This is a genomic window from Actinotignum saccati, from assembly GCF_051265055.1.
In the GTDB taxonomy this organism is placed as follows: Bacteria; Actinomycetota; Actinomycetes; order Actinomycetales; family Actinomycetaceae; genus Actinotignum.
The window spans coordinates 25,322-37,947 of the sequence record NZ_JBOZCC010000015.1; the positions used below are offsets into that span (position 1 = coordinate 25,322).

11 protein-coding genes are annotated in these 12,626 nt (G+C 62.6%); 6 read left to right on the forward strand and 5 right to left on the reverse strand.

What is annotated here, in order from left to right:
* Positions 1-162: 162 nt before the first annotated feature.
* Positions 163-2,823, reverse strand: a complete 2,661-nt coding sequence (locus ACRQEC_RS09330) for a Cna B-type domain-containing protein (RefSeq protein WP_284890105.1) — start codon at positions 2,821-2,823, stop codon at positions 163-165.
* A 331-nt stretch (positions 2,824-3,154) separates the two neighbouring features.
* Here ACRQEC_RS09330 and ACRQEC_RS09335 point away from each other — a divergent pair, with 331 nt between their 5' ends.
* The 6 genes from ACRQEC_RS09335 (at position 3,155) to ACRQEC_RS09360 (ending at position 9,979) form a co-directional block, all read left to right on the forward strand.
* Positions 3,155-3,721, forward strand: coding sequence for an MptD family putative ECF transporter S component (locus ACRQEC_RS09335; RefSeq protein WP_016441893.1), 567 nt, complete (start codon positions 3,155-3,157; stop codon positions 3,719-3,721).
* 13 nt (positions 3,722-3,734) lie between these two features.
* Positions 3,735-4,619, forward strand: coding sequence for an energy-coupling factor transporter transmembrane component T family protein (locus tag ACRQEC_RS09340; protein ID WP_284890104.1), 885 nt, complete (start codon positions 3,735-3,737; stop codon positions 4,617-4,619).
* The gene (locus ACRQEC_RS09345; RefSeq protein ID WP_284890103.1) at positions 4,616-6,202 is read left to right on the forward strand and encodes an ABC transporter ATP-binding protein; all 1,587 of its coding nucleotides are present in this window, start codon (positions 4,616-4,618) and stop codon (positions 6,200-6,202) included. The genes ACRQEC_RS09340 and ACRQEC_RS09345 overlap by 4 nt, the downstream gene beginning before the upstream one ends.
* 171 nt (positions 6,203-6,373) lie before the next feature.
* Positions 6,374-7,894, forward strand: coding sequence for an anthranilate synthase component I family protein (locus ACRQEC_RS09350; RefSeq protein ID WP_284890102.1), 1,521 nt, complete (start codon positions 6,374-6,376; stop codon positions 7,892-7,894).
* The gene (locus ACRQEC_RS09355; protein ID WP_284890101.1) at positions 7,891-8,466 is read left to right on the forward strand and encodes an anthranilate synthase component II; all 576 of its coding nucleotides are present in this window, start codon (positions 7,891-7,893) and stop codon (positions 8,464-8,466) included. The genes ACRQEC_RS09350 and ACRQEC_RS09355 overlap by 4 nt, the downstream gene beginning before the upstream one ends.
* A gap of 52 nt (positions 8,467-8,518) precedes the next feature.
* Positions 8,519-9,979, forward strand: a complete 1,461-nt coding sequence (locus tag ACRQEC_RS09360; protein WP_284890100.1) for a DUF4232 domain-containing protein — start codon at positions 8,519-8,521, stop codon at positions 9,977-9,979.
* A 22-nt stretch (positions 9,980-10,001) separates the two neighbouring features.
* On the opposite strand, the gene ACRQEC_RS09365 is transcribed toward ACRQEC_RS09360, so the two are convergent.
* The 4 genes from ACRQEC_RS09365 to ACRQEC_RS09380 all read right to left on the reverse strand — a co-directional run.
* Positions 10,002-10,913, reverse strand: a complete 912-nt coding sequence (locus ACRQEC_RS09365) for a hypothetical protein (protein WP_284890099.1) — start codon at positions 10,911-10,913, stop codon at positions 10,002-10,004.
* The gene (locus ACRQEC_RS09370) at positions 10,910-11,179 is read right to left on the reverse strand and encodes a hypothetical protein (RefSeq protein ID WP_284890098.1); all 270 of its coding nucleotides are present in this window, start codon (positions 11,177-11,179) and stop codon (positions 10,910-10,912) included. Before ACRQEC_RS09370 ends, ACRQEC_RS09365 begins: the two co-directional genes overlap by 4 nt.
* A gap of 43 nt (positions 11,180-11,222) precedes the next feature.
* A complete protein-coding gene (locus ACRQEC_RS09375; RefSeq protein ID WP_320755989.1) occupies positions 11,223-11,615 on the reverse strand; it encodes a hypothetical protein in 393 nt (130 codons plus the stop codon).
* Positions 11,616-11,768: 153 nt separating this feature from the next.
* A partial coding sequence (locus ACRQEC_RS09380) for a MiiA motif-containing surface protein (RefSeq protein ID WP_435710510.1) occupies positions 11,769-12,626 on the reverse strand: 858 nt, incomplete at its 5' end.

Consider the following 12,626-nt stretch of genomic DNA (forward strand, 5'->3'; position numbering starts at 1 on the left):
GGCTCAAATTGCCAATAGCATATTCCTCTCCCGGGGCGGAGGGAAATTTTTTCGGCGTGAAACGGGTCTCAGTCGGATAGTGCCCATTAAGAGGTACGACGACGCCGGGGGTGGTACATCGCAGTGCGATGTACCACCCCCGTGAGCTGGCGCAGGGCGCGGTTAGCGGTCCGTGCGGAGGCGGCGCCAGGCCAGGATTCCGAGGCCCGCCACGAGCGCGGTGGCCGCGAGGGCCGCTCCGGCACGAGCGTCGCTACCGGTGCGCACAATCCGCGGCGGATTAGCCGGCGGGGTACTTGGCGGCGTGCTGGCCGGTGGAGTCACCGGAGGCACGCTCGGCGGCACCGTGGGCGGAGTGCTTGGCGGCACACTCGGTGGAGTCGTCGGCGGAACACTCGGTGGCGTTGTGGGAGGCACCGGAGGCTCCGTGGTAGGAGGCACGCTCGGAGTGGGCGGCGTGGTCGGCGGAGTTGGGGGTTCCGTCGTTGGTGGCGGCGGTGTATGAGTATTCGTGATGACGTACCCGCTGGCCGCATCCCCGCTGATCACGGTGGTATAGCCGGGAACCTGCACTTCGCGTACTGAGTACACCGCCTTGCGGCCCTCGCGGTACACCGGCAGATCCGTGAAAGCCCCGGTCCATCCGTTCGCGGCGCTCAGCTCCAGGCTCTGACCCACCGGCTGGCCCCCGTCCAGGAGTTCCACCGTGACCTTATCAGGGCGCAGCCCGGCAGGCGCGGCGTCGTCGTTCCATTTCTTCGCCACCGAAACTTCGGTGGACATGGTGTTGGCGAGCGCCACCGTGTAGAGCTTCGCGCCGTCGTCCGCCGTGGTGGCGGTGGTGCGCAGGGTGTACGGGGAGTTTTCCGCGCCGTGCTCGCGGAATTCGATGGGGAGTTGCTTGCCGGTGGCCGCGTCGATGAGCGTGGCCGGGTTGGGGAAGTTGGGGATCTCAGCCGTCCACTGCTGCGCGGCCGTGAGGGTGATTTCCTGGAGTTTGTGCCCGCCGACCAGCACGTCCAGCGTGATGGACTCGGGGCGGGTGGCTGCGTCGTCGCCCTCCCACGCCTTCGTGACGCGCAGGGTCCAGATGTCATCCTCGCCGAAAATCAGCTCGCCGTTATTGGCGATGCCGCCGCCGCTAATGCCAATGCCGGTGGCGCGATTATTCTCGATAACAACGCTCGCCAGCTGCCCGGCCAGAGCTTTCGCCTCCGCGCTCGGCACCGACTTGAAAGCCTTATTGTCACTAATGGGCTGACCGAAAGGAACCGGGGTATTCTCCCCGCCTTCCTGGTAACGCGGTAGCTGCTTCTCTGCGGGCCAATTAGTGTGAATACCGTAGGCGGAGCCATCCTGGAACCAGGCGCGCGGGGAGCCGCCGAGCATCCGCTCAGTCACCACAACCGGCTGGCCCGCAACGGGCGTCGGGTTATCGAATTCGTGCTTGGCAACGCTGAAGAAATCATCGCCGGCGCCCTTGTATTGCTGCTGGGTACCAGCATTCGGCGCAGAATTATCGAAAATAGCCACGCCTCGGGTGATATTCATGGTGGTCCTGCCGGTGGGGCAGTTCCACACCCCGCCGCCCTGAGGGCTCGGCGGGCGGTTGCCAGCTCCGACCAGCCGCATCTCCGCGATCTCATTATTGCGGATAACCGCGTTGTGGATGGTGAGAGTGGAGCCTTTCTCATTGTAAATTCCGGCACCGCCCCAGAAGCCGCGGGACGTATTTCCGCTAATAAGCCCGGACGTGAGAGTGACCTGGCTATTCGACCGGAAGGCGAGCGCACCACCGGATTCGCCGGAGATGTTATTCGTGAACGAGGTCCCGGCCAAAGTGACAGTAGCCTGAGACGTATGCAGACCTCCGCCAGCGATGGTGGACTCATTTCCGGTGATGATTCCACCGGTGAACTTCGCTTCGCCACCGGTGATATGAATACCGCCTCCCTGGCCCTTGAATGCGCCATTGGAATTCCCGCGGACTTCGCCGCCGCTCATGGTGAAGGGGGAGTGCATAAGCGCCATAGCCCCGCCAATTTCTGTGACGTTGCCGCTCAGCGTGCCGCCACTGAGCTCCACGGTGGCACCTTCGGTGAAGACCGCTCCACCGAGACCGTTGAACTCGGGGTGGCTCACCGTGTTTTTGCTGAGCGTGCCCCCGCTGATCACGAGTTTTGCGGGTTGCTCCGGGCTGCCCCATACCCCGATAGCTCCGCCGAGTTGCAGGCCGGCGTTCTCGGTGAGGGTGCCGCCACTTACGGTGATGGTTCCGCCATAGGCGGTAATCGGCGCATATTTATTGGCGACGACGCCGCTCGGCCCGAGCGTGCCACCTTGCGGCGCACTGGAATTACGCGAGAAATCAGCGGTGCCGCTAATATTCAGGTCCCCGCCCTTGACGAAAATAACCGGGCCGGTCAGGGCGGTATCGTGAATCGAGCCGGCACTCACCGTGAGCGTGCCCTCCACCACGAATTGGGTGCGGGTGAATGATGGACCGGCCAGGGTGAGAGAACCACCCTTGTCCACCTGGATCGCGGGCACATCCGCGCCGGTGATTTCCCCGCTGCCGGTGAGGGTGAGCTGGGTTCCGGCCGGAACTCGCAGCGCCGGCGAGTCTGCGCTGAGGGTCAACTTATGGGAAAGAGTCGCGCTCATATCACCCGATTGGGAAGCGGTGGTGATGAGCTCGTCCCACGTGGATGGAGTGGATTCGCCTGGTGGATTTGGCTCCCCGAGTGCGGTTGGCAAGGGCGCGATGGCCGCGAGCAGGCCAAAAATAAGAGCGATGAGGGCGCCGGAGATTTTTCTGGTCACAGGTTCCTCCTTCGGTGCGATTGTGGCGCAACGCCACCATTGGCGCGAGCGGTTGAAACTCAATACAGATTTAGGCTACTCGTTTCGCGACGCTTGCGCAGGCCCTGTGGCGCGCTTCGCGGCTTGGCACATTTCCGCCTCGCGTGGCACCCTGCGCAAGCTTCCGCAATGGCCGTGAATCCACCCCGCCACCCCCGCATTTCACCCGTATTTCACACGTCCTATTGACGCACGCTCAGATCGCGCTACAGTTAATCCCCGAAAGTTCAAGTTAGGGTGCCCTAATCAGCCCCTGATTCGTCTTCACTACTTCGTTCAGGAGTGACTCACCGTGAAAACTAAAGACTTTATTAACATTGGCGTATTTACCGCCATCTACTTCGTTGTGCTTTTCGGCTTCGGCATGCTGGGTGTCATTAATCCGGCGATGATGTTCGTGGGCTACGCGCTGGGGATTATCGCCAACGGCGTCGTCGTTTTCCTCTTCAAAGCACGCGCCCCGAAATTCGGCACCCTCGGGCTGATGGCGCTGCTCGTGGGCGCACTTATGGTGCTCACCGGCCATCCGTGGGTGACCGTGCTGCTCACCTTCGGCCTGGGGCTGCTGGGCGATTACCTCTTCACCCGCGGCAAGCGCTACCTCAAGATCCTCGGCTATGCGCTGATGTCGCTGTGGTACGTCGCCCCGTGGTTCCCGGTCCTCACCGACGCGGAAGGCTACTACCAGTACATCGCGGGCTCCATGGGCACCGAGTACGCCGACGGCCTGCGCTGGTTCCTCTCCCCGACCATGATTGCCATCTGGGGTGTGGCCGTGTTCGTGCTCGGAATCATCGGCGGTTTCTTCGGTGATTCGGTGCTGCGCCGCCATTTCCGCACGTCCGGTATCGCACGCTAGCCGCGAGGTTCCGGTGGATTCCACAATTTTTAACGACGACGCCGCGGGCCCGCGTGCTCGCCGCCCGCTCGCTTTGCTTACCAGCGTGCCCGCTACGCCCGGCAGTGGCGTGCCCGCTAATCCTGGCTCCGAGGTGCCCGCGGTACTTGATGCCGGCGCAATTCTGAGTCTGGATCAGCGCCGGCGCTGGCGCCCGGACCCACGCACCGTCCTCCTCCTGGTGCTGGTGGGCAATGCGCTGGTCATGACGCGCGGCAGTTTCCTGCTCGCGGTCATCGTGGTGCTGGTGGCCGCGCTCGCGCTCGTGAGTAACGGGCGAGTGAAACTGGCCCTCGGCATCATCGTGGTGGAATCCTTCTGGATGTTCCTTATTTTCCTCCCGAGCCTCACCGGGGCCTCCGCCTTGGGTGCCTTTTTCGTGGCCTTCGGGTTCTGGATGTTCAAATTATGCGCGGCGGCTGCCCTGGCCGGGTACGCCCTCACGGTGCTGGTGCCCGGCGAGCTGGTGGCCGCGCTGCGTGCCTTGCGTATCCCGGTGGCGGTCACCGCGCCGGTCACCGTGCTGCTGCGTTTCTTGCCTATTGTGGTTTCCGAATACCGGGCGGTGCGCGAGGCAATGGCGCTGCGAGGCCTGGCCATGGGCTGGAGCGCAGTGTTGCACCCGCTGCGCTACCTGGAATTTATCCTGGTCCCACTGCTGTCCTCCTGCGCTCGCATTGCCGATGACATGACAGCCGCGGGAACCCTGCGCGGCCTCGGCTCGCGCACTCGCCCCACCTCGCTGCATCGCCTGCGTTTCTCCTGGGTGGATGCGCTGTGGCTCGCCGTCATCGCGGCCCTCATTGTGGCGCGCTACTACCTCGCCAATATCAGCTTCACCCCGGGAGGAGTGCGATGAGCGCGCCCGATCAGCAAGCCACCGAAGCCCAGGGCACCGCGGCTCCCGAAGCGGCGGGCGCCGCAACGTCTGCTTCCGCAACCGCAGATTCCGCCACCTACCTGCGCGGCGTGACCTTCACCTACCAGAGCGATCCCGAGCTACCCGCTACCGAGTGCGGCGTGCACGATATCGACCTCGACTTCCCGGCCGGCTCGTGCACCCTCATCACCGGGCCGTCTGGCTCCGGGAAATCCACGATCCTCAAACTCCTCAACGGCCTTATCCCCGAGCTCTACCCCGGCGAGCTGCACGGCAAGGTCCGCTTGGCAGGGCACAGCACCACCGCCACCCCGATTCAGGAACTCGGGCGCGCTGCCGGCACCGTTTTCCAAAACCCGCGCGCGCAATTCTTCACCGCGAAAGTTCTCGAGGAACTCGCCTTCGCCGGCGAAAACGCCGGGGACGCCCCCGAGGTTATCGCCGAACGCATCGCCCACGCCGCCACCACCTGGAATATCGAGCGTTTCCTCCCGCGCCGCCTCGCCCAGCTTTCCGGGGGCGAATTGCAATTGGTGGCGAGCGCCGCCGCGCTGGTCGGCCCGCACCGCATCCTCCTTTTCGACGAACCAACCTCCAACCTCAGCCCCGAGATGGTCGGGCATTTCGCGCAGGTCGTACGCGCCCTCAAAGCCCGCGGCTGGACCACGATTATCGCCGAACACCGCCTCTACCCGCTGCGTGGCGTAGCGGATCGCGTCGTCGTGATGCACGGCGGGCACATCACCGGGCGCTACGCCGCCGCGGATTTCTTCGCGATGGATGAAAGCGAACGCATCGGCCTGGGCCTGCGAACCTTGCGGGTACCCGAACGTGCGGCGCGCGTACCCGCCACCGCACATAAGGGCGACGACGCCGGCACCTCTGCCAGCGCGCCCACCACCCCGGGCGTGGTGGCCGAGTCGGTGCGCTTTGCCTACGGGCCCCACGAGGTGCTCAATCTGGAGCGGGTGGAGCTCCCGGCCGGGCAGGTCACCGCGCTGACGGGGCCCAACGGGGCTGGGAAAACCACCCTGGCTCGGGTACTCATCGGGCTGGCGCACCCGGAATCTGGTGCGCGGATTGCTTTCGGCGGGAAAGCGTGCCGGGGGCGCGAGCGGCTGCGCCACTCCAGTTTGGTGATGCAGGATGTCACCCGCCAGCTTTTTGCGGAAACCGTGCGCGGGGAAGTGGCGCTGGGGAATTCCGGGGTGAGCGCGGAACGGATCGAGCAGGTCTTGGCGGACCTCGGGCTAGGCGAGGTGGCGAACCGGCATCCGGCTACTCTATCGGGCGGGCAGAAGCAGCGCCTCGTCGTCGCCAATGCAACGGTGGCACACGCCGACTTTTATGTCTTTGACGAACCGACCTCCGGGGTGGATTATCGGCACCTCCGCTCCATCTCCACTCACATCCGCGCGCTTGCAGCGCGCGGAGCCACGGTCCTGGTGATCAGCCACGATCCGGAATTCATTAACGAGGTGGCCGATAATGAGCTGCATTTGGAGCCGCGGGATCCGGAAAGTGGAACGCAGCGCGCCGAACTATTCGGCCTGCTAAAGTGACGGGTATGGATACGGGTTGTGCAAAGCTTGCGGCGCTGGGCGCCGGCTGGCGTCGATGGCGCGCCTAATTTTTCTTCCCCGCACGCGCGTGCTTTCTAAGCGGGCCGTGCCCCCAGGGATCAACGTCACCCCATAATCAAGACCCTCGCACTGTTATCACAAAGGATAATTATGCAGTTTTACCCTGCCCTCGCTGAGCTGAGCGCCCTCAGAACCGAGCACCGCGTTGCGCCCGAGCATCACTCCGCGGCTGAGTACCGTACCGCGACCGAGTATCGTGCCGCGCCCGTTGCCACCGAAATTCTTTCCGATTCCCTCACGCCCGTCACCGCTCTGAAAATCCTCAAAAACGTTTCCGATCATGTCTATATGCTCGAATCGGCCGGCCAGGATCAGACCTGGGGGCGTTACACGTTCCTCGGTTACGATCCGAAACTCGAAATTACCGCCGTGGACGGGCAGGTTCGGATTAATGACCAGCCGGCTGACTATGAGTCCCCTTCGGATGCGATCCGCGAGGTGCTCGCCCGTTACCGCAGCCCGAAAATCCCGGGGATGCCGCCTTTCGCCGGCGGTCTGGTGGGATATTTTTCCTATGACTACGTGAAATATGCCGAACCGACCCTGCGCCTCGACGCTCCGAACGAGGAGGGTTTTAATGATGTCGATCTTATGCTTTTCGACACCGTTATTGCCTTCGATAACTTCCGTCAAAAAACCATATTAATCAAGGTGGTTGGGCTCGATAACCTCGAGGAAGAATACCCGCGTGCCACGGAAGAATTACGCGAACTGGCCCAGTTGCTGCTGCACGGGGAGCCGGTGGCGGATACTGCCGGGCGCCTGACCGGGCCAATTACCCCGGTTCTCAATAAGGCGGAATTCGTGGCGATGGTGGAGCGCGCCAAGCACTATATTCACGAGGGTGATATTTTCCAGATCGTGCTCTCTAATTGTTTGCGCGCGGAATTCACCGGCTCCCTTATTGATACTTATCGGGTGTTACGTACTATTAATCCTTCCCCGTATATGTTCTATTTCAGCGGGCATAATATTGAAGTGGCGGGGGCGTCCCCGGAAACCCTGGTGAAATTGGAAGATGGCACCCTCTTCACCTTCCCGCTGGCCGGTACTCGGCCGCGCGGGGCCACGCCCGCGGAGGATGCTCGCCTGGAAGAAGAACTGCTGGCCGACCCGAAGGAGCTGGCCGAACATAATATGCTCGTGGATTTGGGGCGTAATGATATTGGCCGCCTGGCGCAATTCGGCACCGTGAACGTGGATCGTTTCCATGACGTGGTGCGTTTCTCCCACGTTATGCATATTGGTTCCACGGTGAGCGGGAAAATTCGCCCCGAGTGCGATGCCCTGGATGCCGTTGCTTCGATTCTGCCCGCGGGTACCTTGAGCGGGGCGCCGAAGATTCGCGCCTGCCAGCTCATTAACGACCTCGAAGGCAATAAACGTGGTATTTATGGCGGGGCCATCGGCTACCTCGATTTTTCCGGGAACCTCGATACCTGCATCGGTATCCGCATCGCCTACAAGATCGGGAACACAGTCTACGCGCGCAGCGGCGCGGGTATCGTCCAAGATTCCGTTGCCGCCACCGAATACCAAGAAACCCTAAATAAGGCCGCGGCCGTCCTGGAAGCTTTGCACGACGCCGCCCAGCTGGAGGAATGCTCATGATCCTCATCATTGATAACTACGATTCTTTCACCTACAACCTGGTGCAGCTGGTCGGAACTTTCCGCCCGGATGTCAAGGTAGTTCGTAATGATGCCCTGAGCGTGGCGGAGATTGATGCGCTGGCACCGGATGGAATTATTATTTCCCCGGGCCCGGGCTTCCCCCGCGACGCCGGCGTATCCATGCCGCTGGTGGAGCAGCTGGCCGGAAAATACCCCATCCTCGGTGTGTGCCTGGGCCACCAGGCAATTTGCGAGGCCTTCGGCGCTACCGTGACCTACGCGGCGGAGGTGGTGCACGGCATCGCCCGCCCGGCCCGCATGGATACCTCCAGCACCCTCTTCGCGGGGTGCGAGGATGAGGAAATGGTGGCCCGCTACCATTCCCTCGCGGTCCGCGACGATACCCTCGGCGATGATCTGGCCGTGACCTCGCGCTGCGTGGGGGATGGGGAGGTCATGGCTGTGGAGCACCGCCGCTTCCCCGTCTTCGGGGTGCAATTCCATCCCGAATCGATCCTCACCCCCTGCGGGCGCACGATCATGAAGAATTTCCTCGCGCGCTGCCGGTAGTTGCGTCGTCGTACCCCTATGGTGGTACGACGCCGCGCACTAGAATCGCGGCATGACTGACGACGCGTCTGCACCCTCGCAGCTCCCCGCTCCTGAGCGGCCGCTATGGCGAGCCCGCGGGCTCGGCGCGGCTGGCGTTCTGGTGCTTTCCTGGGTGGTTATTGTGTGGACTGTGCGTCAGTCCCTGATGCTGAACTCGTACGGAGATGCCGCCTGGTGTAGCTGGAATGCGACACGGCAGTGCCGGGTGGCTCCTTTTCCTTGGGATTATTTGCTTATTATCCTGGCCGGGATCGCGGTGGGGATAGGTGCTTGGATTGCTCTGGGGCGTTCGCTACCGCGCACCTCGAGCAAATTTGGCGGCACTCGCGGTCCGCGCAAGCAGACACGTTACCTGGCGATAGCGGTGGAAGTGCTCGGCGCGCTCGCGGTGGTCGCGATAGCGATCCTCGGAAGCGTGGCCGCGCTCTTCGGTGGTGTGCCTGAGGTAGCCGTGGCCGGGGTAGGTCTGCTCGGGTTCGGAACGGGAATGCTCTTTTCCCTTACCATCGCGGTGGGAACAGGTGCTTGCCGTGCGGCGTGGATGAACGGCGGGGCGGTGGCTGTGGCCGGGGCTGGCGCGGGCGTGCTGATGGCTCCTAGCCTGATCACCGCGGGGCCTCTGGGCTTGATCATGGTGGTTATCGTTTCTTATGGGGTGATGTTGGGTGGTCTTGTTTTTGCGCGGGAAAACTGCCGAACAGAAGTTGGCGCGGCCGCTGAACATGCTGGCGGACCTGCTGGCGGATCACCGGGTTTCCTCCTGAAACTTAGCCTGGGCGTCACCGCCGCGGCGGTGGTGCTTTCCGCCTTAGGCTGGTGGCTGCTTCCTTCGCCGGCGGATCGCACCTATGTGAAGGGCGAGTCGGTAACGTTCCCGCGAGAAGTGGAAAATTCCCGGGATTCTTCTGGGGCGCCCGTACCGCAAACTACGCCGACGGGGGAGGTTTCACCCACGCCGGAACCTTCGCCTATTTCTGGAGTGCCGTCCAGGCCTACACGAGATCCGCGCCCGAGCGCAGTTTCGGAACCGTGTACGTCCGCGCAGGTGGAGGCGAGCCGGAGCTCGGTGGATGGTGCTCTTGGTGCGCGGCAGGTGCGAATCACACTCACCAATCGCGGCGCGACCGCGTGCTCGGTGCGGGGCATGACCGGGGTGTGGCTCTCCGATGCGGAAGGTCAGAGCGATAGCCTTCCCGGCACCGAGCTCACGACCACCGAGCTCAGAACCACGGAAATCACTGGCGCGGATTCCAGCGCCTATGAACGTGGAGTTGAGCTTCCTCCGGGGGACAGCGCCACGATGGAGATTGAGTGGCGGGTAAGTAATTCCGGGGATGCTGGCGAGCAGCAGCTCTTGGGGCTCCAACTGAGCCCCAATGGTGAAGTGATCCCCGTACCCGCTCGGAGAGGCGAGGAGACGTGGTTCGACGGCGATATTACAGTGCCCATCCGGATAGGACCCTGGCACTAACGCAATCATTCTCATTGGCGCGCTACTCGGAGCGTGCCACTCGATCTGCCAGGTAATTCGCCTGGTGCGCGAGACCTAGCGTGCCAATAAAAACCCGGAAGAGAAGCCGGGCAAACAGGCCAGATTTGCCAAGACTCGCGGTGAAGGTGACGAAGCAGCCCTCGCCGGTAGCACTTGATATGGCTTCCGGATCGTCTTCCGCAAGCACAGCCAAGCGGCGGGAGTGTTTTCCGGAAGCTTTGCGCGGCCCGGACAAATCGTGCCGTTTGGACAAATCGTGCGGTTCGGAAAGCTCCCATACCGTGGGCTGGCCTTCTGATCCTGCGTAACGAAGTCTCCAGCGAGCTCCTGTTGAGGAACCATCGGCGAAATTTGAGGCGGCGAATTCCGGGGATGCCGCGTATTCACGAATTTTGCTGGCGCTGGTTGGCAGGTAGATCCGTAGCCGCGCGGTGTGCTTGATCCGGCGGGGCTGGGTGAGGGGTTCGGCTGTCTCAAGCGTAGCGATGAGCTGCTCAAGATCAATTCCGGCGCGTTCCACAATCGCGCGGCACGAAGCCTCATCGCGAAGCAAACGCATAGCTACGCCGCAGTGATAATCATTGCCCGGGAATTTCCCGCTGAGGAATTTCTGCAGGTCTGCAGGTGTGGAAAGCTCGGCGTCGTCGTCGAAAATCTCAATGAGGGTGCGTTCACGCAGGGGCACGGGCGGTAACCCAAATTCTTCGAGGCGTTCCGTGTGGAGCTGGTTAGCGTGCTCGCGCGCAACTCGCAGCGTGAGGCCAGCGCGGGCGCAGACGCGGCTGGCGCTGCCCCCGCATGCGAGCACAGCGAGGAAGACATCAACGAGGCTGATCTCTTCACGCCAGGCGCGGCGCGCTTCGAAAGCGGAATTCTGGATGAGCTGCAGGGCAGCGGCGGCAGGCATTTTCATGACGGGTTCCTTAGGTCGCGCGGCAGCCCCGCCGCGTATTTGCGATGGGCTGATTGCTTGGTTACCTCCAGGCAACGGCCAATATCGCTCCAGGACATGCCCGCGCGCACCGCTTCCTCGACGTAATACTTCGTGATGCGATCAGCCTCCACGCGCATGGCGTGGGCGGCGCGCAGCTTCTCTGCGATCACCGCGGGATCGGCAGGAGGAGCGGCTGCGGAATTATCCGCAGGCGTTCGCGCGCTTTGCTGAGACTTCACCTTCACTCCGTCAGTATATGCTGACGAACTTCTGTGAGGCAAGGTGGTATTACACCTGCGGTGCGGAGGTCCCTGGCCGAGCGGAGCGGCAGGCACGGAGCGCGGCGGCGCATATTCCCAGGGATCCGCCTATCCACGCTGCGGCACCGACGAGGTTGAATGTTTCGGGGCCGCTCGCCCGCCATAGCGAAACGAGGCCGACGCAGAGCACCGCCGCGCATAATGCGTAGACGATGCTCGCCCGAGTCCAGCCGGCAAGGCGGTGCGTGCAGCCGGTGCCAGCGGCGGCCACCAACACCGTGGCAGCCACAAAAACGGCGGGCGCGGCGGTCCCGGGCGTGAAGTGCCAGATGTCCGTCAGGTTGAGAGCCAAGGCACCGAGGCACATTGCGAGCAAAATGAAAGAACTGGCGAGCGATCCGTAGCGAGCCACGATATGCATGGTAGCGAAACCTCCTCGTTGGGATTTTTGTTGATGCGGGTGCGGATGCGCCCGTGAATGCAAGGCTCCCCGGGATGGTCGATATTTCGTCCAATCCCGGGGAGCATTAGTTTTGTTTCGGCGTGATCGTGTGATCACGTTCCCGAAACTTTTTTAGCGGCGACGACGCCCAGCGGCCAGGGCCCCACCGGCAGCCACAGCGGCGGCCGCAGCCAAGAGCCCAAGCGTCACATCAGCACCGGTGTGCTGTAGCTTCTTGACCTTCTTGACCTTGGTGGCGGGCTTGGAGGCATCCGGCTTGTCACCCTTATTGCCCTTGTCAGCATTGCCGTTATCGGCCGGGGTGAGCAGTTTGACGGTCTTCTCAGCCGGGATCTGGGTCTCGGAGCCGTCGGGGAAGGTGACGGTGACGGTGCCATCCTTGCCCACGGTGACCTGAGTGTTTTCGGGCAGATCCGGGTTGGCTTTCTTGACCTTGTCCTTCACCTGGTCTTGCTCTTCAGGGGTGAGGTTGGTCAGGTCAACAACTCCGGTGAGCTCGGGATCCTTGAGAGTGATCTTTTCGTTGTCCTTGAGCTTGCGGACAGTCTTGTCGGCCGGGATCTGGGTCTCGGAGCCATCCGGGAACGTGACCGTGACGGTCCCGTCCTTACCCACAGTCACCTGAGTGTTCTCGGGCAGGTCGGGGTTGGCCTTCTTGACCTTATCCTTCACCTGGTCCTGTTCCTCAGGGGTGAGGTTGGTCAGGTCAACAACTCCAGTGAGCTCGGGATCCTTGAGGGTGATCTTCTCGTTGTCCTTGAGCTTGCGAACCGTCTTCTCCGGAGTGATCGTGGCCGTCGACTGGTCCGGGAAGGTTACGGTGACCGTGCCGTTTTCGGAGACGGTGATCGTGGTGCCTTCGGGGAGCTTCGGATTCTTCTTCTCGACGGCTTTCTTGACCTGTTCGCGTTCGGGATCGGTCAGCTTATTGACATCAACAACACCGGTGATTTCGGGGTCGTTGATCTT